The sequence below is a fragment of the Diaphorobacter sp. ED-3 genome (assembly GCF_027625375.1).
Classification (GTDB): domain Bacteria; phylum Pseudomonadota; class Gammaproteobacteria; order Burkholderiales; family Burkholderiaceae_C; genus Diaphorobacter; species Diaphorobacter nitroreducens.
This window is the reverse complement of sequence record NZ_CP115182.1, coordinates 2,960,233-2,982,724: the sequence shown is the minus strand read 5'-3', so window position 1 is coordinate 2,982,724 and position 22,492 is coordinate 2,960,233. Positions and strand designations below refer to the sequence as shown.

The following is a 22,492-nucleotide window of genomic DNA, read 5'->3' as shown; positions in this document are numbered from 1 at the left end:
CTTGGTGCAACCATGCGACTGACCCAGTGGACCGACTACACGCTGCGCGTGCTCATGTACTGCGCCGCCTGCCAGGAGCGCGAGCAGCCCGTGACCATCAGCGAGGTGGCCGAGGCGCACGGCATCTCGCGCAGCCATCTCACGAAGATCGTGCAGCAACTCGCGGCCCAGGGGCTGCTGGACACCACGCGCGGGCGTGGCGGCGGCATGCGCTTGATGAAGCCGGCCAGCGAGATCAACCTGGGCCAGATCGTGCGCATGACGGAGACCGACTTCGACATGGTCGAGTGTTTCAATGCCGAGTTGAACCAATGCCGCATGAGCAGCCACTGCCGTCTGCAAGCCGTGCTGTCCGACGCCACGCGGGCCTACCTTGCAGTGCTGGACAGCTTCACTGTGGCCGATCTGGTCACCCCGTCCATCGCTGCGCAGCGGCAGGGCGGGGCGGCGCTGGTGCAGTCCATGCGCTGGGTGCCAGGGTTGCCCATCACCCGCCCCGAGACATTGGCGTAAAAACGGGCTCCAGCGCTTTACCTGCAAGCGCGAAGCGCTCTACTTTTTGATGATTCAGGCCGCCAGCGGCGGCTCCAGCCACTGGCGCGCCGCCGCCATCACACACTGGGTGAGGCGCTCCAGCGCCACCTGCGCCGTGCGCGGGTGGGCCCAGTACAGCGGCACGTCCATGGCGGTGTTCGGCAGCAACTGCACCAGACGGCCCTCGGCCAGTTGCTGGCCGATCAGCGTCAGCGGGTGCATGCCCCACCCCATGCCCACCTCGCAGGCGCGCACGTAGCCAAAGTTGGACGGCAGGAAGTGCCTGGGCGCATGCGTGCGCGACGTGAGGCCGTGCGCCTGCATCCATTGGTCTTGCAGCCGGTCCTTGCGGTCGAAGGTCATGATCGGCGCGCGCGCCAGCGTGGCGGCCGTCACACCGTCGGCAAAGTGCCGCGCAATGAACCCGGGGCTGGCGGCGGCCACATAGCGCATGGTGCCCAGCGGCCAGGTGTTGCAACCGGCGATGGCCGTGCCCGTGGCGGTGACGGCGGCGATCACCTCGCCCTGGCGCAGCCGCTCGCCCGTGTGCTCCTGGTCGTCGATGCGCAGGTCCAGCAGTTCGTTGCCGCCCGCGGTGAAGGCGGCCATGGCGTCCATGAACCAGGTGGACAGCGAATCCGCGTTGACGGCCAGCTTGAGCGTTGGTGCCGGCGCGGGCATGTCGGGCAGCAGGTCGGGGTTGGTACGGCGCAACTGGTTTTCCAGCAGCGCCACCTGTTCCAGGTGCAGGCACAGCCGGCGTCCGGCGTCGGTGCCGGTGCAGGGGCTGCCGCGCTGCACCAGCACCTGTCCCACGCGCTCCTCCAACTGCTTGATGCGCTGCGACACGGCCGATGGCGTTACGTGCAGGCGGCGCGCCGCCCGCTCGAAGCTGCCTTCGCGCACCACGGCGGCCAAGGCTTCCAGTCCAGCGTAGTCCAGCATTCAGTTTACTTAATATCGGTTAGAAGTTTGAAGTGTACTTAAATGAATGCGCGGCCTACCATCGGGCGCATGTTCACTCAACACGCCGCCGCTTCCTCCTGGCTCACGGGCTTCACCGTGTGCCTGTCGCTCATCGTCTCCATCGGGGCACAGAACCTGTACGTGCTGCGCCAGGCCGTGCAGGGTCAACACGTGCGCGCCTGCGTGGCGTGGTGCGTGGCCAGCGACGCGCTGCTGGTGGCGCTGGGCGTGGCCGGTATGGCGCAGGTGCTGGGCCGTTCGCCCACGCTGGCGCATGCGCTGCAACTGGGCGGTGCGCTGTTCCTGCTGGCCTACGGCTTGTTTGCCTGGCATCGCGCTTTCTTTGCACCGGATGCGGGGCTGAACGCCTCGGGTGGCGAACGCGTGGCGCGCGGGGTGCTGGGCGTGCTCAGCGGCCTGGCCGTCATTACGCTGCTCAACCCGCATGTGTACCTGGACACGGTGGTGCTGATCGGCTCCATCGGTGCGCGCCAGGATGGGTGGCTCAAGTGGGTGTTCGTGCTGGGGGCGGCGTCGGCCAGCCTGACCTGGTTCGTGGTGCTGGCCTTCGCCGGGCGGCGCCTGCAGGGCGTGTTTGCCAACCCGCGCGCCTGGCGCGTGCTGGACACGCTGACGGGCGCGATGATGTTCGTGCTGGCCTGGTGGGTGTGGCAGGGTGCCTGACGTCGTGCCCGCACCCATGAAAAAAGCGCTGCCGCGGCAGCGCTTTTCTTCGTACAGCGTTGCCGCTGCGCGGTCAGAACGCGGGGACCACGGCGCCCTTGTACTTGTCCTGGATGAACTTCTTCACCTCGGGCGTGCGCAGCGCCTTGATCAGCTTGGCGATGTTGGGGTCGTTGGCGCGGTCGGCACGGGCCGCCACGATGTTGGTGTAGGGAGAGTCGGCGCCTTCGATGAACAGCGCATCCTTGGTGGGGTTGAGCTTGGCTTCGATCGCGTAGTTGGTGTTGATCAGGGCCAGGTCCACATCGGCCAGCGCACGCGGCAGCAGCGGGGCTTCGAGCTCCTTGAACTTGAGCTTCTTGGGGTTCTTCACCACGTCCAGCGGGGTGGGCGTGAGGCTCTTGGGATCCTTCAGCTCGATCAGGCCCTGCTTGGCCAGCAGGATCAGCGCGCGGCCGCCGTTGGACGGATCGTTGGGGATGGCCACGGTGGCGCCGTCCTTCAAGTCCTTCACGTTCTTGATCTTGTTGGAGTAGGCGCCGAAGGGCTCCACGTGGATCTTGCCGTTGGGCACGGCCACCAGGCTGCTCTTGCGGTCCTTGTTGTAGCTGTCCAGGTAGGGCTGGTGCTGGAAGAAGTTGGCGTCCAGCTGCTTGTCCTCGACGGCGGCGTTGGGCTGCACGTAATCGCTGAATTCCTTGACCTGCAGGTCCAGGCCCTGGGCCTTGAGCTGGGGCTTCACGAAGTTCAGGATCTCCGCGTGCGGCACGGCCGTGGCGGCTACCTTGAGCACGTCGGCGGCTTGTGCACCCAGCGCGGCAGCGGCCAGGGCAATGGCAGACAGGGTTTTCTTCAGCATGGAGAACGGTTTCCTTGTAGCGGTGACTTGAGAGCACCGCCCTGTGCAAGAGGGCGATGACCAGGGTGTGAAGTGTAAGCGGGACGACTCAGCCGCAAGTCGTTTTTATTTTTATATTCATATATGGAATGGGTTCTTTATCCTATGAAATTTTGCCAAAAAACCATTCAAGCGCTTATTTAAAAAGCGCTAACAGCTATGAATATGAGAGCTTCAATGGGTTGCCGTATGAGACTCAGCGCAGCACTTCCAGCAGCCGGTCCAGTCCACCCTGGTTGATGGCCACGCGGGCCTGTGCGCGCACGGCGGGCTTGGCGTGGTAGGCCACGGACAGCCCGGCCGCGCCCATCATGGGCAGGTCGTTGGCGCCGTCGCCCACCGCAATGGTCTGGCGCGCGTCGATGCCCATGAGCGAGGCGACCTCCAGCAGGGTGCGGCGTTTTTCCGCGCCATCGCAGATGTCGCCCCAGGGTTGGTCCACCATGCGACCGGTGAGTAGGCCGTTCTCGATCTCCAGCACGTTGGAGCGTGCGAAGTCGATCCCCAGGTGCGCCTTCACGCGGTCGGAGAAGAAAGTGAACCCACCCGAAACGAGCAGCGTGGCCAGCCCCGCGGCCTTGGCGGCGGCGATGAGTTCGGCCGCACCAGGGTTGAAGCGCAAGCGCTCGGTGAACACGCGCTCCAGGTGGTCCGTGCCCACGCCCTTGAGCAGCGCCACGCGCTGGCGCAGGCTTTCCTTGTAGTCGGCGATCAGGCCCTGCATGGCGGCCTCGGTGATGGCAGCCACCTCGGCCTTGCGGCCGGCGGCGTCGGCGATCTCGTCCACGCATTCGATGCTGATGAGCGTGGAGTCCATGTCGAAGGCGATGAGCTTGTAGTCGGCCAGCCGCAGCGGCGGCGTGATGCCCTGCACGACGAGACCGGGGGCAAATTCAAAAGGAGTCTGGGACATGGAAGCGGAGTAGAGCGGATGCGAAAAAGAGGGATTGTCGTTCAGGGCTTGGGCAGGTACAGCTGGTCGGACCAGGTGGCCAGCCACCCGGGCTTGAAGGCCACGAACACCGCGCACAGCATGCCCGTGACCATGCCATCGCCCCAGGCCATGAGCCAGCGCGCCACCAGCGACAACTGCTCGCCCACGCCCGGCAGCACATGGCCCGCCCATTGCGACAGCGAGCCTGCCACGAACACGCACAGCGCCGTGCCCAGGAAGCCCCGGCCCAGCACATAGACGAAGATGCGCACGCCGGTGAGCGCACGCGCGCCCGCCAGGCGCCGCAGCAGCACGCCCACGAGCAGCGCGAGCGTGGCGGGGACGATGCCCTGCCACACGGCCAGGCCCAGCGCGTCGCCCCAGCCCAGGCTGGGCGAGACCAGCGCGGCGATCGTGCCGACGGCCAGCAGGGCCGGAACCGCCAGCGGCCAGCCCAGCATGAGCAGCACCAGGCAGGCGCCTGACCACTGCAGCTGCAGCGGCATGCGGTGCAGCGTAGGCAGGGCCCAGGCCCAGGGCAGCAGCACGAGCGTGGCGAGCAGCGGCGTCCACAGCGTGGCAGGTGCGCCATGGGCCTCGTGCGCCAACGGTTTGCGGCTGCCCAGCAGCCGCCAGGGCCGCGCGGCCAGCGCGAAGGCCAGTGCCAGCAGGGCGAGGGCGGCTTCCAGTGCCATGGATCTGCCTAGGCGGGGACGGCGGCCTGCGCCTCGGCCAGCGGCTGGCCCAGGCTGCGCAGCACGTCGCGCACCATCTGGGCGCGCGCGGCGGGGTCGGGCAGCTCGCGCTCGATGCGCAGCTTCTCATTGCCCGCCAGCTTGATGTGCTTGTTTTTCTGGATCAGGTGGATGATGGCCATCGGGTCCACCGGGGGCTGCGGCTTGAAGGTGATGGTGATCACGCCGGGGGCGGCATCCACCTTCACGACGCCGTAGGGCGTGGACAGCACGCGCAGACGGTGCACGTCGATGAGCGTCTGTGCCTGCGGCGGCAGCTTGCCGAAGCGGTCCACGATCTCTTCGAGCAGGCCATCGATCTGGTCGCCGGTCTTGGCCGTGGCCAGCTTCTTGTAGAACGACAGGCGCAGATGCACATCGCCGCAATAGTCGTCGGGCAGCAGGGCCGGGGCGTGGAGGTTGATGTCGGTGGCGGCCTGCATGGGGGCGAGCAGGTCGGGCTCCTTGCCGGCCTTGAGCTGCTTCACGGCCTCGGCCAGCATCTCGTTGTAGAGCTGGAAGCCGATCTCCATCATGTTGCCGCTCTGGCTCTCGCCCAGCACCTCGCCCGCGCCGCGGATCTCCAGGTCGTGCATGGCCAGGTAGAAGCCGCTGCCCAGCTCCTCCATCTGCTGGATGGCGTCCAGGCGCTGCTGCGCCTGCTTGGTCAGGCCGTCAATGTCGGGCACCATCAGGTAGGCGTAGGCCTGGTGGTGGCTGCGCCCCACGCGCCCGCGCAACTGGTGCAGCTGCGCCAGGCCGAACTTGTCGGCGCGGCTGATGATGATGGTGTTGGCCGTGGGCACGTCGATGCCGGTCTCGATGATGGTCGAGCACAGCAGGATGTTGTAGCGCTGGGCCACGAAGTCGCGCATCACGCGCTCCAGCTCGCGCTCGGGCATCTGGCCGTGGGCCACGGCGATGCGCGCCTCGGGCAATATCTCTTCGAGCTTCTGGCGCCGGTTCTCGATGGTCTCGACCTCGTTGTGCAGGAAGTAGCACTGGCCGCCGCGCTTGAGCTCGCGCAGCACGGCCTCGCGGATCACGCCCGTGCCTTCGTTGCGCACAAAGGTCTTGATGGCCAGGCGCCGCTGCGGCGCGGTGGCGATCACGGACAGGTCCCGCAGCCCCTCCAGCGCCATGCCCATGGTGCGCGGGATCGGCGTGGCGGTGAGCGTGAGCACATCCACCTCGGCGCGGAACTGCTTCATCGCCTCCTTGTGGCGCACGCCGAAGCGGTGTTCTTCGTCGATGATGAGCAGGCCCAGGTTCTTGAACTGGGTCGATTCGCTGAGCAGCTTGTGCGTGCCCACGACGATGTCCACCGTGCCGTCGGCAATGCCCTTGACGGCGGCGGTGATCTCCTTGCCCGAGCGAAAGCGCGAGACCTCGGCCACCTTCACGGGCCACTTGCTGAAGCGGTCGCTCAGCGTGCGGTAGTGCTGCTCGGCCAGCAGCGTGGTGGGCGCCAGGAACGCCACCTGCTTGCCCCCGGCCACGGCCACGAAGCAGGCGCGCAGTGCGACCTCGGTCTTGCCAAAGCCGACGTCGCCGCAGACCAGCCGGTCCATGGGGCGCGGGCTGATCATGTCCTGCACCACGGCGTGGATCGCGGCCTTCTGGTCCGCGGTCTCCTCGAAGCCGAAGTCGTTGGCGAACTGCTCGTAGTCGTTGGGCGAGTAGCGGAAGGCATGCCCCTCCCGCGCGGCGCGGCGGGCGTAGATGTTGAGCAGCTCGGCCGCGGCGTCGCGCACCTGCTCGGCGGCCTTGCGCTTGGCCTTTTCCCACTGGCCGCTGCCCAGCTTGTGCAGCGGGGCCTCGTCGGCAGACACGCCCGTGTAGCGGCCGATGAGTTGTAGCTGACTCACAGGCACGTAGAGCACGGCCTTGTCGGCGTATTCCAGGTGCAGGAACTCCTGCAGCGCGGGGCTGCCGTCGGGGTTCTTGTTGCCCACATCCATGTGGATGAGGCCGCGGTAGCGCCCGATGCCGTGCTGGTTGTGCACCACGGGGTCGCCCACCTTCAGCTCGGACAGGTCCTTGATCAGCGCTTCGACGTCGCTGGCCTGCTCCTGCTTCTTGCGCCGGCGCGTGGTGGAGCCGGCGGCGAACAGTTCAGTCTCGGTGACCAGGTCCAGGCCTTCTTCCATCCACGCGAAGCCCGAGGCCAGCGCCGCCGTGGCGATGCCGACGCGCTCTTCGGGCGTCCCCTGAAATTCGGCCAGCGAATCGAAAGCCGGCGGGTTCAACCCCGAGGCTCGCAGGAAATCCAGCAGGCTCTCGCGCCGGCCGTCGCTTTCAGCCAGCAGCAGCACGCGCTGGCCGGTCTGCCCGGTGGCGCGGATGTGCGCCTGCAGCCGCGCCAGCGGGTCCTCGGCGCCGCGCACCACGGACAGGTCGGGCAGCTTCTGGAACTGCGCGTTGTCCGCCACGTCTTCCACACCGGGGCGCAGCGACAACTGGGCGTGCTGGTTGGCCTGGGCGTAGAACTGCTCGGCGCCCAGGAACAGCGCCTCCGGCGGCAGGGTGGGGTGGTCCGGGTCGCCCTGGATCAGGCGGTAGCGGTCGCGCGTGTCCTGCCAGAAGCGCTGGAAGGCTGTCTCCAGGTCGCCGTGCAGCACCACGGTGGCTTCGTTGCCCAGGTAGTCGAACACGGTGGCCGTCTCATCGAAGAACAGCGGCAGGTAGTACTCGATGCCGGCCGTGGCCACGCCGTTGCCCATGTCCTTGTAGATGCGGCTGCGCGTGGGATCGCCCTCCAGCAGCTCGCGCCAGCGCTGGCGGAACTTGGCGCGCGCCGCGTCGTCCATGGGGAACTCGCGCCCGGGCAGCAGGCGCACCTCGGGCACCGGGTAGAGGCTGCGCTGGCTGTCGGGGTCGAACGTGCGGATGGAGTCGATCTCGTCGTCGAACAGGTCCACCCGGTACGGCACGGCCGAACCCATCGGGAACAGGTCGATCAACCCGCCGCGCACCGCGTATTCGCCATGGCCCACCACCTGGGACACATGCTGGTAGCCCGCGAGCGTGAGCTGGGCGCGCAGCTTGGCCTCGTCGAGCTTCTGCTTGACCTTGAAATGGAAGGTGTAGCCCGCCAGGAACGAGGGCGGCGCCAGCCGGTACAGCGCCGTGGTGGCCGGCACCAGCACCACGTCGGCGCCCGTGTCCTTGTCGCGCTGCTGGATGCGCCAGAGCGTGGCCAGCCGCTCGCTGATCAGGTCCTGGTGCGGCGAGAAGCTGTCGTAGGGCAGCGTTTCCCAGTCGGGAAACAGCGCGCAGCGCAACTCGGGCGCGAAGAAGGCCATCTCGTCAATGAGGCGCTGGGCGTCGGTTGCATCGGCGGTGACGATGGCGGTGGTGCGGCCTGCGGCCTTTTCACGCTCGCCCAGGCGGGCCAGCAGCAAGGCGTCGGCGCTGCCCGCGGGGCGGGGCAGGGTGAATCGTTTTCCGGGGGAGAGTTTGGGCAGCTGCATGCAGGTGGCGTCGCCCCATGGTGTGGGATTGGGCGCAGGACACGGAGCAGTGTGCGCCAGGAGGCTCAAGACGACGACCGGGGATTTTAGAATGCCCGCCCATGACCGACCTGCTGCCGCCCACCACCCCTGCTCGCCCTGTGGCCGGGCGCTTCTGGGGGCTGGTGCCCTGCGCCGGCACCGGCACGCGCGCCGTGCGCAGGGGCGGGCAGGACGGCCCCCCCGTGCTGCCCAAGCAGTACCACACGGTGGCCGGCCATCCGATGGTGTTGCACACGCTGGCGGCCTTTGCGGGCGTGGCGCGCCTGGCGGGCACGCTGGTGGCCGTGGCCGCGGGGGACACCTTCTTCGACGGTCACCCCCACCCGGCCTTCTTTGCCGTGCCCTGCGGCGGGCCCACGCGCGCCGACACGGTGCTGGGCGGCCTGAAGGCCCTGCAATCGCGCGGCGCGCAGGATGAGGACTGGGCGCTGGTGCACGATGCGGCGCGCTGCCTGGTGACGGCGCAGCAGATCGACGCGCTCATCGACGCCTGCCAGCACGACAGCGTGGGCGGCCTGCTGGCGCACAAGCTGGCGGACACGCTCAAGGTGGCGAGCGACGGCCCCGGCGGCGTGCGCGTGGCCGCCACCGTGGACCGCAGCGACAAATGGCTGGCGCAGACGCCGCAGATGTTCCGCATCGGTGCGCTGCGCCATGCGCTGGAGCGGGTGGGCGCCACCGCCACCGACGAGGCCAGTGCCATGGAGGCCATGGGCCTGCGCCCGCGCCTGGTGCCTGGCGGCGCGCAGAACTTCAAGGTGACCTACCCCGAGGACTTCGCGCTGGCCGAGGCCGTGCTGGCCCAGCGCATGCACGGCGCCACGCTGGAGCGCTTTGGCGGCGAACGCGGCGCCGCGGCGAGCGACCCGGTCAAGACTTTCTTTTCTTCCAAGGCATGAGGGCGGCGAACGCAATGGGCATGAATTTCAGAATCGGCGAAGGGTGGGACGTGCATGCGCTGGTGCCCGGGCGGCGCCTGGTCATCGGCGGGGTGGAGATCCCGCACACCATGGGCTTGCTGGGCCATTCCGATGCCGATGTGCTACTGCATGCCATCACCGATGCGCTGCTGGGCGCTGCGGCGCTGGGCGACATCGGCAGCCACTTCCCCGACACCGACGCGCGCTTCAAGGGCGCGGACTCGGTGGCGCTGCTGGAGGAGGCGGCGCGCCGCGTGGGCGACACGGGCTACGCCATCGGCAACATCGACAGCACCGTGGTCGCGCAGGCGCCGCGCCTGGCGGCGCACATCCCCGCCATGCGCGAGCGCATCGCCGGCGCGCTGGGCCTGGTGCTGGACCAAGTGAACGTGAAGGCCAAGACCGCCGAGCGCCTGGGCCCCGTGGGGCAGGGTCTGTCCATCGAGGCGCGCGCCGCCGTGTTGCTATTCAAAAAATAGCTGCTTGCGCTGGAAGAGTGCCGGTTTCCGGCAGGAAACGCTGTAAATCAGCCACGCAGCAAGCGCTGGCTGCTATCAATTTTGCTGGGATGACGGCACACCGCTGCGCGGTGGCAGGTGGCGCTTGATCTGCGGGCGCTGCAGGCGCTGCTGGGGGTCCTGGCCCTGCCGCAAGTTCATCGCGCGCTGCAACTGGATGTGGGCCACCAGCCCGCCCGAGCCCGAGTTGGCCAGCGCGAAGATGCCCCCCATGCGCTGCACGGTCTTGTCCACGATCGACAGGCCCAGGCCCGCGCCGGCCGCGGCCGTGCGCGCGGAGTCGCCGCGAAAGAACGGTTTGGTGAGGTTAGCCAGTTGCTCGGGTGGTGCGCCGGGCCCGTGGTCGCGCAGCTTCATCAGCACCCACTTCTCGCGCGCCTTGGCGGCGATGTCCACGGTGGTGATGCCGGTTTCGCGGTTCTTGCCGTAGCGACGGGCGTTCTCCAGCAGGTTGGAGATCACGCGCGCCAGCTCCACCTCGTCGGCCATCACGATCAGGTCCTCGGGCACGTTCATCGAGATCTGCAACTCGCGGTGGTCCTGCACCGCGTACACGCAGGACGACACCACGCCATGCAGGTTGACGGGGCTCAGGGCCACCGTGGTGTCGGGCCGCGCATAGTCCAGGAACTTGTCGATGGTGGCGTCCAGCTGCACGATGTCGGCCACCATGTGCTCGCGCGCCACGTCGTCGGTGACGCTCATCTCGGTTTCCAGGCGCAACCGCGCCAGCGGCGTGCGCAGGTCGTGCGAGATGCCGGCCAGCATCACTGCGCGGTCCTGCTCCAGCTTGGCGAGCTTTTGCGCCATGCGGTTGAAGCCGATGTTGACCTCGCGGATCTCGCTGGTCACGGCCTCTTCGTCCAGGCGGCTGTTGGCAAAGTCGCCGTCGCGCACGCGGTTGGCCGCGTCGCTGAGCTGCTTGAGCGGACGGTTGATCAGCCGCGCGATGACGGCGGCACCCGCCAGCGACAGCGCGCCTGCGGTGATCAACCAGATCATCCAGGTCTTGCCGCCAGCGGCACTCAGGCGCGAACGGTCCATCAGCATCCAGTTGGGGTCGCCATTGATGGTGAAGCCCACCCACAGCCCCTTCTCGCCATTCACGCTGGCGGCCACGATGGTGCCGGGCCCCAGGCGCTGGGTGAGTTCTTCGGTCAGGCGCGAGCCGAGCGGGGAGGGCGAGAGCAACTCGAACTTGTCACCCGGCTCGCGCGGCAGGATGCGCACGCCCTCCTGGTCGGCCATGGTCTTGAGCAGCGACACGCGCGCGATGGCGTCGGAGTGGATGAGCGCCGCGCGGCTCAGGTTGACCAGCGATGCAATCTGCTGCGCCGTCTGCAGGGCGCGGGGCTCGAACTCCAGCGCGCGCAGCGTCTGCAGCCACGCCATGATGCTGCCGATCAGCAGCACCGCCAGCAGGAAGAAGGTGCGCCAGAAGAGGTTCAGCCCCACGCGTGCACGCTGGGCCCGCCGGCTGGCGGACGTTTCCAGCGGCGCGGGGCTGGTGGCATCGGAAGGCGCGTCGTGGGTGGCGTTCATGTCAAGGTGGCGTGCAAGCGGTCATGCAGGGCACGGCGTGCCGGTGGAGTGGGGCCGCCGTTCCTTTCGCAGGGATGCCCTGGTCAGTTCGTGCCGTCCGGCACGAACACGTAGCCCACACCCCAAACGGTCTGGATGTAGCGCGGCGCGGCGGCGTCCACCTCGACCAGCTTGCGCAGGCGCGAGATCTGCACGTCCAGGCTGCGGTCGAACGGCTCGAACTCGCGCCCGCGCGCCAGCAGCGCGAGCTTTTCGCGCGACAGCGGCTGGCGCGGGTGGCGCACCAGGGCTTTCAGCATGGCGAATTCGCCCGTGGTCAGCGGCAGTTCCTCGCCGTTCTTTTGCAGCGCGCGCGTGCCCAGGTCGAAGGTGAAGGGGCCGAAGGTCACCACTTCGTTGTCGCCCGACGGTGCGCCCGGGGCCTCCTGCGGCGGGCGGCGGCGCAGCACGGCGTGGATGCGGGCCAGCAGTTCGCGCGGGTTGAAGGGCTTGCCCAGGTAGTCGTCGGCGCCCACTTCCAGGCCCACGATGCGGTCCACGTCCTCGCCCTTTGCGGTGAGCATGATGATGGGCGTGCGGTCATTGGCCGCGCGCAGGCGCCGGCAGATCGACAGGCCGTCTTCCCCCGGCATCATCAGGTCCAGCACGATCAGGTCCACGGTCTCGCGCAGCAGGATGCGGTTGAGGGCCTTGCCGTCTTCCGCGACCATAACTTCAAAGCCTTCCTGGGTGAGGTAGCGGCGCAGCAGGTCGCGGATGCGCGCATCGTCATCCACCACGAGAACTTTGTCGGTACGGTTGGTTGTTGAAGCCATGCTTTCTTTCCCAGTCCAATTTGTAACAGAGCCGATTCTGACCAGCTTGCGAACGGAAAGTCCGGTTTTACCCCGGGGTCTGACCAACTGTTACAGGTTTTGCGACACCTCGCAACGACATTACCGGGCATTCATGCCAGCGCTGCGCTGACGCGGTTAGCGTCGGTCCTGGGGCATGCTGCACATGCCCGTACAACGTCAACCCAAGAAAAGGAACACCATGCAAAGAACTATAAAAACAATAGCTGCTTGCGCACTGATGGCGGGCGCTGTGGCCGCTTACGCTCAGAATCCTTCGGCGCCGCCGCAGAACGTGCTGCAGCTCTCCGCATCGGGCACGGTGCAGGTGCAGCAGGACTTGCTGGTGCTGACGCTGGCCGCCACCAAGGAAGCCGCGGACGCCGCAGGCGTGCAAACGCAACTCAAACAGGCGCTGGACGCCGCGCTGGCCGAAGCCCGCCGCGCCGCCCAGCCGCAGCAGATGGACTTGCGCACGGGGGCCTTCGGCATGTACCCGCGCTATGGCAAGGACGGCAAGATCACCGGCTGGCAGGGCCGCGCCGAGCTGGTGCTGGAAGGGCGTGACTTCCCGCGCATCACGGCCACGGCGGGCAAGATCCAGAGCATGTCCATCAGCCAGATCGCATTCGACCTGTCGCGCGAGGCGCGGGCCAAGGTGGAGACCGAGGCCCAGGCGCAGGCCATCGAGGCCTTCAAGGCACGCGCCTCCGAACTGGCGCGGGGCTTTGGTTTTGGCGGCTACACGCTGCGCGAGGTGGCGGTGAACAGCAATGAGATGTCGCCCGGCCCGCGCCCGCGCATGATGGCCATGGAGGCCAAGGCGGCATCCTATGCGTCCGACGCTCCCGTGCCTGTGGAGGCCGGCAAGGCCCAGGTGGTGGTGACGGTGGCTGGCTCGGTACAGCTCAAGTGACCCCAGCGGCCGCTATCAGCCATTTTGGCCTGCAGCGCCCGCCAATCGGGCGTTGCCAGCTATCTTATTGATAGCGGTCTTACTGCGCCACCCAGCCGCCGTCCATATTCCATGCCACGCCGCGCACGTTGTTGGCGGCGGCCGAGCAGAAGAACACGGCCAGTTCACCCAGCTCTTCGGGTGTGGTGAACTGCATGGAGGGCTCCTTTTCGCCCAGCAGCACTTTCTTTGCTTCTTCGTTGGAGATGCCCAGCGCGGCGGCCTTGGCGTCCACCTGCTTTTGCACCAGCGGCGTGAGCACCCAGCCGGGGCAGATCGCGTTGCAGGTCACGCCCGTCGGGGCGGTCTCCAGCGCCGTCACCTTGGTCAGGCCCACGATTCCGTGCTTGGCCGCCACGTAGGCCGACTTCTGCGCCGAGCCCACCAGGCCGTGCACCGACGCCACATTGATGATGCGGCCCCAGTCATTGGCCAGCATGCCGGGCAGCGCCAGGCGCGTGGTGTGGAAGGCGCTGGTCAAGTTGATGGCGATGATGGCGTCCCACTTCTCCACCGGGAAGTCCTGCACGCTGGCCACGTGCTGGATGCCGGCGTTGTTGACCAGGATGTCCACGCGGCCGAACTGGGATGCGGCGTACTTGAGCATGTCCTCGATCTCCGCGGGGCGGCTCATGTCCGCGCCGTGGTAGGCCACGCGGGCGCCTGCGGCCTCGCCGACGGCCAGCACCTCGGCGCGCGGACCGTCCACGTCGCCAAAGCCGTTGAGCACGATGTTCGCCCCCTGGCGCGCGAGCGCCTTGGCGATGCCCAGTCCGATGCCGCTGGTGGAGCCGGTGACGAGGGCGGTTTTGCCGTTCAGCATGAGAGTCTCTCCGAATGAATTAGGATGCAGCGCAGGCATTATCGAGCGCTGCATGACGGTACCGTTTCCATGATTCAACCTACGCTGAAATACGTACCGTGCCCCGGCCCCGCGGCCGCCGGCCACCCGGAACAAGGCCATCGCATGGCCTACTGGGAGTGGAACGAGACGGGCGACGCGGCCCATCCCCATGTGATCATCTGCGTCCACGGGCTGGCACGCCAGGGGCGGGACTTCGACACCCTGGCACGCGCGCTGGCCCGCCATGCGCGCGTGGTCTGCCCCGATGTCGTGGGGCGCGGACGCAGCCATTGGCTGGCCGATCCGATGCAATACCAATTGCCGGTGTACGCGGCCGACATGCGGGCCTTGCTGGTCCAGCTGCATAGCCAGGGCCCCATCGCCACCCTGGATTGGGTGGGCACGAGCATGGGCGGGCTCATCGGCACGGGCCTGTGCGGCCAGCCGGGAGTGTTGCCGGTACCCGTGCGGCGCCTGGTGCTCAACGATGTGGGACCGCGGGTGGAGTGGCAAGCGCTCGCGCGCATCGGCCAGTACCTGGGCCAGCCCGCGCATTTCGCGACGCTGCAGCAGGCGGCCGACGCGCTGTGGGCGGTGTCGCGCAGCTTCGGGCCGCACACGCCTGCGCAGTGGCTGGAACTGTCTCGCGCCATGGTGCGCGAGACGCCCCAAGGGGGCTTGGCCCTGCACTACGACCCGGCGATCGCCGTGCCCTTTCGCGCCCTCACGCCCGAGGCCGCGCTGGCGGGTGAGCAGCAGCTATGGCAGCTGTACGACCAGATCCCGGCCCAGGTGCTGCTGCTGCGCGGTGCGGAGTCGGACCTGCTGTCCAGCGCCACGGCGCGCGAGATGACCGCGCGCGGCCCGCGTGCGCGGCTGGTGGAGTTCGCCGGCGTGGGCCATGCGCCGACGCTGGTGCAGCCGGACCAGGTGGCCGTGGTCGCGCAGTTCCTGCTGGAGCGGCAGGAGGAGTTGACAGCATGAAGAGCAGTTCCATCGGCCATCTGCCCATGGGGCAGGGCGCGGCCGCCGGGCCCCGACCCGAGGCGGTGCCGCAGCTCATCGCAGCCACCGCGCAGGCGGGACCGGAGCATGCCGACGCCCTGGTGCGCGCCCGCGCCTTTGCCGAGCCGCTCTTGATCGGCGAAACGTTGGAAACCGGAGAGAACACCCTCGTCCATGCCGATGCGGTGTCCGCCATCCTCAAGCACCTGGGCGGCTCGGAAACCATGCAGGCGGCGGTCTATCTGGTGTATGCCTGCTCGCACCTGAACAAGCCCGAGGAAGTGATCACCAAGGCCTTCGGTAGCAATTTCGCCGCGCTGGCGCTGGAGACCACCAAGCTCATGCGCGTGCAACTGCAGGCGCGCGAGGCGCAGGTGACGGGCCAGCAGATGGACGATGCGGCCACGCAGACCGAGAACGTGCGCAAGATGCTGCTGGCCTTCTCGCGCGACCTGCGCGTGGTGATGCTGCGCCTGGCGTCCCGCCTGCAGACGCTGCGCTTTTATGCTGCAGCCAAGCGCCCGGTATCGCCGGCCATCGCGCGCGAGGCGCTGCAGGTGTTCGCGCCGCTGGCCAACCGCCTGGGCATCTGGCAGATGAAGTGGGAGCTGGAAGATCTGGCCTTCCGCTTCCTGGAGCCCGAGACCTATAAGGAGGTGGCCCGCCTGCTCGACGAGAAGCGCGTGGAGCGCGAGCTGTACATGGAGCAGGTGCGCAGCCGGCTGGAGTCCGAGTTGCGTGCGCGCAGCATCAGCGCCAGCGTGCAGGGCCGGCCCAAGCACATCTACAGCATCGTCAAGAAGATGCGCGGCAAGTCGCTAAACTTCGACCAGGTGTTCGACATCCGTGCGCTGCGTGTGGTGGTGCCCAGCGTCAAGGACTGCTATGCCGCTTTGAGCTGGGTGCACAGCCAGTTCAAGCCCATCGAGGCGGAGTTCGACGACTACATCGCCCGCCCCAAGCCCAACGGCTACCAGTCGCTGCACACCGTGGTGCGCGACGAGGCGGGCAAGGCCATCGAGATCCAGATCCGCACCCAGGCCATGCACGACCATGCCGAGCATGGCGTGGCCGCGCACTGGGCCTACAAGGAGGCGGGCACCAAGGGCTACGCCGGCGTGTCTGCCAGCAGCGAGTACGACGCCAAGATCGCCGTACTGCGCCAGCTGCTGGCGTGGGAGCGCGACCTGGTGGGCTCCGCCAGCCGCAGCGGGTTGTTCGAAGACCGCATCTATGTGCTGACCCCGGACGCGGCCGTGGTGGAACTGCCCCAAGGCGCCACTCCCGTGGACTTCGCCTATGCCGTGCACACCAGCGTCGGCCACCGCTGCCGGGGCGCGCGTGTCGACGGCAACATGGTGCCGCTGAACACGCCGCTGCAAAACGGCCAGACGGTGGAGATCACCACCGTGAAGGAAGGGCGCCCCTCGCGCGACTGGCTCAACCCGGAACTGGGCTACCTCACCAGCAACCGCGCGAAGGCCAAGGTGCGCGCGTGGTTCAACGCACAGGCCACCCATGCCACGGTGGCGCGCGGCCGCGAGCTGGTGGAAAAGCTGCTGCAGCGCGAGGGCAAGACGGCCCTCAAGCTTGACGACCTGGCGGTGCAGCTGGGCTTCAAGTCGGCCGAGGCCTTGTTCGAAGTGGTGGGCAAGGACGAATTCTCGCTGCGCAGCATCGAGACCTTGTTGCGGCCACCCGAGCCGGCGGTCGACGAGCCTGACGTGCTGCTCAAGAAGGCGCGCACACCCGACGGCGCGCCCAAGGGCGGCGTGCTGGTGGTGGGCGTGGATTCCCTCATGACGCAGTTGGCCAAGTGCTGCAAGCCCGCGCCGCCCGATGAGATCCGCGGTTTCGTCACGCGCGGCAAGGGCGTGAGCGTGCACCGCGCCGACTGCAGCAACTTCCGCGAGATGGCGGCGCGCAATGCGGAGCGCGTGATCGACGTGGAGTGGGGAAAGTCGCAGCGCGTCGCTGGAGAAGCCGCCGTCTACCCCGTGGACGTGGCGGTGGAAGCCTCGGACCGCCAGGGCCTGCTGCGCGACATCTCGGAAGTGTTCGCGCGCGAGAAGACCAACGTCATCGGCGTGCAAACACAGTCCGTCAAGGGAACGGCATGGATGACCTTCACCGTGGAAGTGTCCGATGCGGGGCGGCTCAACAAGGTGCTGGGTATCGTGGCCGCGGTGCAGGGGGTGCGGTCGGCGCGCCGGCGATGACGGCCGCCAGGGCCGAGGCGGCATTTTTTGCTGCTATACTCCCGCTTCTCGAACAAACACAGGCGCGTAGCTCAGCTGGTTAGAGCACCACCTTGACATGGTGGGGGTCGTTGGTTCGAGTCCAATCGCGCCTACCATTTCTCTCTGCTGAAGCCACCCAGACTTCAGCATGCAAAGAGAGAAATTCTGTACAAAACGCCGCTCGACAGAGCGGCTTTTTTGTTTCCGGATCCCCCGCATTCAGCCTGGAGCAGGCGGTCGTGCAAGCCATCAGGGTATTCCTGCGCGCTGCGCGGGTGCGGCCTGCCTAGAATCTGCTGCACTGCAATACAAGCCATGACGGGCCATGTACCCGAGGAGCCGCCTGTGCCAGACAAGAACCCAGCACCTGACCCAAAAACCGCCCAGCGCGTGATCAAGAAGTACCCCAACCGCCGGCTGTACGACACGTCCACCTCCACGTATGTCACGCTGGCCGAGGTCAAGCAGCTGGTGATGCAGGGCGAATCCGTCGTGGTGCGCGACGCCAAGACCAGCGAAGACCTCACGCGCAGCATCCTGCTGCAGATCATCCTGGAGGAGGAGGCAGGCGGCGCGCCGATGTTCAGCGAGGCGGCGCTGGCCAACATCATCCGCTTCTACGGCCACGCCATGCAGGGCTTCATGGGTGCGTACCTGGAAAAGAACGTGCAGATGTTCACCGAGATCCAGGCCAAGCTGGCCGAGCAGTCGCAAGGCCTCACGCCCGAGATGTGGACGCAATTCATGAATCTGCAGTCGCCCATGATGAAGGGGCTGATGGGCAACTACGTGGAGCAGTCGCAGAACATGTTCCTGCAGATGCAGGACCAGATGCAGAAGCAGACCGAGCAGATGCTGGGCGCGTTTGGCCTCAAAAAGCGCTGAGCCCGGCAGAACTGGGAAAATGCGGGGATGAGCCAAGCACTCTCCCCCGCCAAGACCCCCAAGATCGGGTTCGTCAGCCTCGGCTGCCCCAAGAACCTCACCGACTCCGAACTCCTCCTCACGCAACTCAGCGCCGAGGGCTACGAAACCTCCAAGACCTTCGAGGGCGCAGACCTCGTCATCGTCAACACCTGCGGCTTCATCGATGAAGCCGTGAAGGAAAGCCTGGACACCATTGGCGAGGCCTTGGCCGAGAACGGCAAGGTGATCGTTACCGGCTGCCTGGGCGCGCGCGCCGGCGAGACGGGCGGCAACCTCGTGAAAGAGGTACACCCCAGCGTGCTGGCCGTGACCGGGCCGCATGCGGCGCAGGAAGTGATGGAGGTCGTGCATACCCACTGCCCCAAGCCGCACGACCCCTTCCTTGACCTGGTGCCGGGCAGCTTCGGCGAGGCGGGCATCAAGCTCACGCCGCGCCACTATGCCTACCTGAAGATCAGCGAGGGCTGCAACCACCGCTGCACCTTCTGCATCATCCCCTCGATGCGCGGCGACCTGGTGTCCCGCCCGGTGGGCGATGTGCTCAAGGAAGCCAAGGCGCTGTTCGAGGGTGGGGTGAAGGAACTGCTGGTCATCAGCCAGGACACATCGGCCTATGGCGTGGACGTGAAGTACCGCACGGGCTTCTGGGACGGCAAGCCCGTTAAGACGCGCACGCTGGAGCTGGTGCAGACGCTGGGCGAGATGGCCGCCACCTACGGCGCGTGGGTGCGCCTGCACTATGTCTACCCCTACCCGAGCGTGGACGACATCATTCCGCTGATGGCGCAGGGCTTGGTGCTGCCGTACCTGGATGTGCCCTTCCAGCACAGCCACCCCGACGTGCTCAAGCGCATGAAGCGCCCCGCCAGCGGCGAGAAGAATCTGGAGCGCATCCTGCGCTGGCGCGAGGCCTGCCCGGAGATCGTGATCCGCAGCACCTTCATCGCGGGCTTCCCCGGCGAGACGGAAGAAGAGTTCCAGCACCTGCTGGACTTCGTGCGCGAGGCGCAGATCGACCGTGCGGGCTGCTTTGCCTACAGCGACGTGGAGGGCGCCGCCGCCAACGAGCTGCCGGGCATGCTGCCCATGGAACTGCGCGAGGAGCGCCGTGCGCGCTTCATGGCGGTGGCGGAGGAAGTCTCCACCGCCAAGCTGCAGCGCCGCGTGGGCCAGACCATGCAGGTGCTGGTGGACCAGGCCGTGGGCCTGGGCAAGAAGGGCGGCGTGGGCCGCAGCTACGCCGATGCGCCCGAGATCGACGGCGTGGTGCACCTGCTGCCGCCCGAGAAATTCAGCAAGACCTACAAGGTGGGCGACTTCGTGAAGGCGCGCATCGTGGGAACGCAGGGGCATGACCTGGTGGGCGTGCCGGTGTAATCAACGGCGGCCATACAGCGCCCACAAAAAAGGGAACGTGCGAACCACGTTCCCTTTTTTTTCCGGGCGCCCCGCCAGCGGGGCGCGGAGTTCCGTCAGACGCCGACGGCCAGCAGCTCCACGTCGAACTTCAGCGTGGCGTTGGGCGGGATCACGCCGCCGGCGCCGCGTGCGCCGTAGCCCAGGGCTGCCGGGATGATCAGTGTGCGCTGGCCGCCGATCTGCATGCCTTGCACGCCCTCGTCCCAGCCCTTGATGACCATGCCCGCGCCCAGGGGAAACTCGAACGGGTCGTTGCGGTCGCGGCTGGAATCGAACTTGGCGCCTTGCTGGCCGTCGTTGTAGAGCCAGCCGGTGTAGTGCACGCGCACCGACTGGCCGCGCGTGGCCTGCGCGCCGGTGCCGACGACGGTGTCTTCATACTGCAGGCCGGAGGCGGTGGTGGTGAATGCCATGGTGAACGGTTCCTTGATTTGATTCAAAAAAGATAGCTGTTAGCGCTTATCCAATAAGCGCTAGGGGCCAAAAAGACCAAAACCCGCACACGGCGGGCTGGTGGGGGCCTAAGGGCTTGCGGGGCGCTTTACTTCTTCACGCGCGCGGCGGACCAGCGGGTGGCAAAAGCCTGCACATCGGACAGGCGCTTGAGCAGATCCTGGCCCACGGGGGTGACGGTGTAGCCGTCGCTGCCGTGGTCCAGCAGCCCGCACTCGCGCAGTTCCTTGATGCGGGTGTTGAGCGTGTTGGGCGTGATGCCGCCTACGCTGTCTTGCAGCAGGCGGAACGTCTGCGGATGGCCGTCGCGCAGGGCCCACAGCACGCGCAGCGCATAACGGCATTCGAGTTTCTCGAACAGCTGGTTGACGGCGGCGTTTTCCTTGGAGCTCATGAACGCTTCTCCTTGCGCATAGGGTGGTGGGGTGCCGCGCCGCGCAGGGGCGGAGCGGCGGTGGTTGCAAAAAACGATAGCAATATAGCCTGGAAATGTACCTGCTACAAGTTTAGTAGCTCGTTGCGTCCGGCTGACATGTGCAAACCCTGAAAAATGGGGTAGCCATGCGGCTCACTCCGGGGCCCTGCGCACGAGGTGCTCCACCAGCAGCCGGGCGGCGGGTGACAGGCCATCCTCGCTGCGAAAGCAGATGGCAAAGCGCCGCCGTGCCCAGCCGTCGGCCAGCGGAATCACGCGCACGCCGGTTGCGGCGGCAAACGGCTCGGCCACTTCGCGTGGGATCACGCTGATGGCCAGGTTGGCGCGCACCACGCGCAGCGCAGCGTCGAAGTTGGACACCTGCACGCGGTGTGCCAGCATCTTGCCCTCCACGGCCGCGGCGCGCGCCAGCAGCACCTGTACGGCGCTCAGCGCCGGCATGCTGACGAACTCATGCCCCAGCACGTCGGCAAAGCGCACGCGCGCCGACTGGGCCACGGGGTGATCGGGGTGGGCGACGATGGCCAGATGGTCGTGGCGGTAGCTGCGGGTCTGCAGCCCCTGCAGGTCCGCCGCGTCCCAGCAGATGCCCACGGTGGCGCTGCCCTCGCGGATGCCGCGCACCACCTCGGGGCTCACGCGCTCCTCCATGCTCACCTGGATGTCGCGGTGCGCGGGGTCCTGCAGGAACGCTGCTACGTCGTCGGCCAGCGACTCGGCCATGACCGAGGCGGTGACCAGCATGCGCACCTGTCCGCGGATGCCGGTGTTGAACGCGGCCATGTCCCGCTCGATGCGCCCCACGCTGGCCAGCATCTCGCGCGCATGCTCCAGCAGCGCCTCACCCGCCGGGGTGGGCGCCACGCCATGCCGGCGGCGCACCAGCAGGCGCGCGCCCACGGTGTCTTCCAGTTGCGCCAGCCGTTTGCTGACGGCCGAGCCCACGATGGCCTCCTGCTGCGCGGCACGCGCAATGTTGCGGTGCTCGCACACGGCGACGAACAGCTTGAGCGAGAGCAGGTCGGGCAGACGCATGAGAATTTCCGCTTGGGAACGCTTTGGGTTCCTAAATTGAGGTTTCGTAGTGTGCTGGAATTTTTAAAATCCACAACGGCACTAATGCACATCAACCCTCCAGGCAATTCCATGGCTTCGCTACCCACCCTCTGCGACCCGTGTCCCGGCCACGCCACCGTGCGCGAGGTGGGCCTGCGCGATGGCCTGCAGAGCATCGCCACCACGCTGCCGACAGCACACAAGATCGCGTGGCTGGACGCCGCCTACGCCGCAGGCCAGCGCGAGATCGAGGTCGGCTCCTTCGTGCCCGCGCGCCTGCTGCCGCAACTGGCCGACACCGCCGAGGTGCTCGCGCATGCGCTCACGCTGCCGGGGTTGGTGGCCTCGGTGCTGGTGCCCAACCTCAAGGGGGCCGAGCGCGCCATCGACGCGGGTGCGCACTGGATGATCGTGCCGCTGTCGGCCAGCCATGCGCACAGCCTGGCCAACCTGCGCAAGACGCCCGACGAGGTGGTGGCGGAGGTGGCCCGCATCCGCGCCACCCGCGATGCGGCGGGCAGCGCGTCGCGCATCGAGGGCGGCGTGGGCACGGCCTTCGGCTGCACGCTCCAGGGCGACGTGGCCGAGGACGAGGTGCTGCGCCTGCTGCAGGCGCTGCTGGATGCGGGCGCCGACCGCGTGAGCCTGGCCGACACCGTGGGCTATGCCGATCCGGCCGGCGTGCAGCGCCTATTCGAGAAAGCGCGCACGCTGGTGGGCGACCGCCTGGCCGCCGCGCATTTCCACGACACGCGCGGCATGGGGCTGGCCAACTGCTACGCCGCCTGGCAGGCGGGCATCACCCGCTTCGACGCCTGCCTGGCCGGCATTGGCGGCTGCCCGCATGCGCCCGGCGCCAGCGGCAACGTGACCACCGAAGACCTGGCCTTCATGCTGGAGCGCATGGGGCTGTCCACGGGACTCGACGTGGCCGCGCTGCTCGCGCTGCGCCAGCGCGTGCAGGGCTGGCTCGCGGGCGAGACGCTGCATGGCACGCTGTGGCAGGCCGGTCTGCCGCGCCACACGGGCGCTTCTGTTTCCACCCTGGCGCAGCCTGCCTGAGCGGGCGCGCCTGTTTT

General features: G+C 67.6%; 21 protein-coding genes and 1 tRNA gene. 11 read left to right on the top strand and 11 right to left on the bottom strand.

The window, feature by feature from the left end; genetic code table 11:
• Window positions 1–12: 12 nt before the first annotated feature.
• Window positions 13–513, top strand: a complete 501-nt coding sequence (locus PCQ86_RS14495) for an RrF2 family transcriptional regulator (protein WP_011806287.1) — start codon at window positions 13–15, stop codon at window positions 511–513.
• A gap of 54 nt (window positions 514–567) precedes the next feature.
• On the opposite strand, the gene PCQ86_RS14490 is transcribed toward PCQ86_RS14495, so the two are convergent.
• Entirely contained in the window at window positions 568–1,479 is a 912-nt protein-coding gene (locus PCQ86_RS14490) for an HTH-type transcriptional regulator ArgP (protein WP_047349479.1), read from the bottom strand.
• 69 nt (window positions 1,480–1,548) lie between these two features.
• On the opposite strand from PCQ86_RS14490, the gene PCQ86_RS14485 reads away from it, so the two are divergent.
• Window positions 1,549–2,184: a LysE/ArgO family amino acid transporter gene (locus tag PCQ86_RS14485; protein WP_015913881.1), complete on the top strand. Its 636-nt coding sequence runs from the start codon at window positions 1,549–1,551 to the stop codon at window positions 2,182–2,184.
• A gap of 73 nt (window positions 2,185–2,257) precedes the next feature.
• Here the strand turns inward: PCQ86_RS14485 and PCQ86_RS14480 are convergent, their stop codons facing one another.
• The 4 genes from PCQ86_RS14480 to mfd form a co-directional block, all read right to left on the bottom strand.
• A complete protein-coding gene (locus PCQ86_RS14480) occupies window positions 2,258–3,043 on the bottom strand; it encodes a MetQ/NlpA family ABC transporter substrate-binding protein (protein WP_011806284.1) in 786 nt (261 codons plus the stop codon).
• A 235-nt stretch (window positions 3,044–3,278) separates the two neighbouring features.
• Window positions 3,279–3,995: a phosphoserine phosphatase SerB gene (serB, locus tag PCQ86_RS14475; RefSeq protein WP_011806283.1), complete on the bottom strand. Its 717-nt coding sequence runs from the start codon at window positions 3,993–3,995 to the stop codon at window positions 3,279–3,281.
• Between the two features lie 41 nt (window positions 3,996–4,036).
• Window positions 4,037–4,711 (bottom strand): hypothetical protein, encoded by a 675-nt coding sequence (locus PCQ86_RS14470; RefSeq protein ID WP_047349481.1) that lies wholly within the window; start codon window positions 4,709–4,711, stop codon window positions 4,037–4,039.
• A gap of 8 nt (window positions 4,712–4,719) precedes the next feature.
• Window positions 4,720–8,223: a transcription-repair coupling factor gene (gene mfd, locus PCQ86_RS14465; protein WP_270174063.1), complete on the bottom strand. Its 3,504-nt coding sequence runs from the start codon at window positions 8,221–8,223 to the stop codon at window positions 4,720–4,722.
• Between the two features lie 101 nt (window positions 8,224–8,324).
• On the opposite strand from mfd, the gene ispD reads away from it, so the two are divergent.
• Together ispD and ispF are read left to right on the top strand one after the other, a co-directional pair.
• Window positions 8,325–9,164: a 2-C-methyl-D-erythritol 4-phosphate cytidylyltransferase gene (gene ispD / locus PCQ86_RS14460; protein ID WP_047349483.1), complete on the top strand. Its 840-nt coding sequence runs from the start codon at window positions 8,325–8,327 to the stop codon at window positions 9,162–9,164.
• Between the two features lie 20 nt (window positions 9,165–9,184).
• Window positions 9,185–9,664, top strand: a complete 480-nt coding sequence (ispF, locus tag PCQ86_RS14455; protein WP_041836380.1) for a 2-C-methyl-D-erythritol 2,4-cyclodiphosphate synthase — start codon at window positions 9,185–9,187, stop codon at window positions 9,662–9,664.
• A 75-nt stretch (window positions 9,665–9,739) separates the two neighbouring features.
• Here the strand turns inward: ispF and PCQ86_RS14450 are convergent, their stop codons facing one another.
• Both PCQ86_RS14450 and ompR read right to left on the bottom strand, forming a co-directional pair.
• Window positions 9,740–11,245 carry an ATP-binding protein gene (locus PCQ86_RS14450; protein WP_103737493.1) on the bottom strand — a complete coding sequence of 502 codons (1,506 nt, stop codon included), beginning with the start codon at window positions 11,243–11,245 and terminating at the stop codon, window positions 9,740–9,742.
• A gap of 83 nt (window positions 11,246–11,328) precedes the next feature.
• A complete protein-coding gene (ompR, locus tag PCQ86_RS14445; protein ID WP_011806277.1) occupies window positions 11,329–12,060 on the bottom strand; it encodes an osmolarity response regulator transcription factor OmpR in 732 nt (243 codons plus the stop codon).
• A gap of 220 nt (window positions 12,061–12,280) precedes the next feature.
• On the opposite strand from ompR, the gene PCQ86_RS14440 reads away from it, so the two are divergent.
• Window positions 12,281–12,994, top strand: a complete 714-nt coding sequence (locus PCQ86_RS14440; protein ID WP_270174062.1) for an SIMPL domain-containing protein — start codon at window positions 12,281–12,283, stop codon at window positions 12,992–12,994.
• A 79-nt stretch (window positions 12,995–13,073) separates the two neighbouring features.
• Here PCQ86_RS14440 and PCQ86_RS14435 read toward each other — a convergent pair whose 3' ends face one another.
• Window positions 13,074–13,856, bottom strand: a complete 783-nt coding sequence (locus tag PCQ86_RS14435) for a 3-hydroxybutyrate dehydrogenase (RefSeq protein ID WP_270174061.1) — start codon at window positions 13,854–13,856, stop codon at window positions 13,074–13,076.
• Window positions 13,857–13,925: 69 nt separating this feature from the next.
• Here PCQ86_RS14435 and PCQ86_RS14430 point away from each other — a divergent pair, with 69 nt between their 5' ends.
• The 5 genes from PCQ86_RS14430 to rimO all read left to right on the top strand — a co-directional run bounded on the left by PCQ86_RS14430 (window position 13,926) and on the right by rimO (window position 19,426).
• A complete protein-coding gene (locus tag PCQ86_RS14430; RefSeq protein WP_015913874.1) occupies window positions 13,926–14,861 on the top strand; it encodes an alpha/beta fold hydrolase in 936 nt (311 codons plus the stop codon).
• A 26-nt stretch (window positions 14,862–14,887) separates the two neighbouring features.
• Window positions 14,888–17,101 carry a RelA/SpoT family protein gene (locus PCQ86_RS14425; protein ID WP_270175451.1) on the top strand — a complete coding sequence of 738 codons (2,214 nt, stop codon included), beginning with the start codon at window positions 14,888–14,890 and terminating at the stop codon, window positions 17,099–17,101.
• Between the two features lie 60 nt (window positions 17,102–17,161).
• Window positions 17,162–17,238: transfer RNA gene (locus tag PCQ86_RS14420), tRNA-Val, on the top strand.
• 199 nt (window positions 17,239–17,437) lie between these two features.
• Window positions 17,438–18,007, top strand: a complete 570-nt coding sequence (phaR, locus tag PCQ86_RS14415) for a polyhydroxyalkanoate synthesis repressor PhaR (protein WP_011806272.1) — start codon at window positions 17,438–17,440, stop codon at window positions 18,005–18,007.
• Window positions 18,008–18,034: 27 nt separating this feature from the next.
• On the top strand, window positions 18,035–19,426 hold the full coding sequence (gene rimO / locus PCQ86_RS14410) for a 30S ribosomal protein S12 methylthiotransferase RimO (protein ID WP_015913872.1): 1,392 nt from the start codon (window positions 18,035–18,037) through the stop codon (window positions 19,424–19,426).
• A 95-nt stretch (window positions 19,427–19,521) separates the two neighbouring features.
• Here the strand turns inward: rimO and PCQ86_RS14405 are convergent, their stop codons facing one another.
• The 3 genes from PCQ86_RS14405 to PCQ86_RS14395 form a co-directional block, all read right to left on the bottom strand.
• Window positions 19,522–19,881, bottom strand: a complete 360-nt coding sequence (locus tag PCQ86_RS14405) for an FKBP-type peptidyl-prolyl cis-trans isomerase (RefSeq protein ID WP_011806270.1) — start codon at window positions 19,879–19,881, stop codon at window positions 19,522–19,524.
• 128 nt (window positions 19,882–20,009) lie between these two features.
• Window positions 20,010–20,315, bottom strand: coding sequence for a winged helix-turn-helix transcriptional regulator (locus PCQ86_RS14400; RefSeq protein WP_011806269.1), 306 nt, complete (start codon window positions 20,313–20,315; stop codon window positions 20,010–20,012).
• A gap of 174 nt (window positions 20,316–20,489) precedes the next feature.
• Window positions 20,490–21,392, bottom strand: a complete 903-nt coding sequence (locus PCQ86_RS14395) for a LysR family transcriptional regulator (RefSeq protein ID WP_011806268.1) — start codon at window positions 21,390–21,392, stop codon at window positions 20,490–20,492.
• Window positions 21,393–21,503: 111 nt separating this feature from the next.
• On the opposite strand from PCQ86_RS14395, the gene PCQ86_RS14390 reads away from it, so the two are divergent.
• Entirely contained in the window at window positions 21,504–22,475 is a 972-nt protein-coding gene (locus PCQ86_RS14390; RefSeq protein ID WP_270174060.1) for a hydroxymethylglutaryl-CoA lyase, read from the top strand.
• Window positions 22,476–22,492 lie beyond the last annotated feature (17 nt).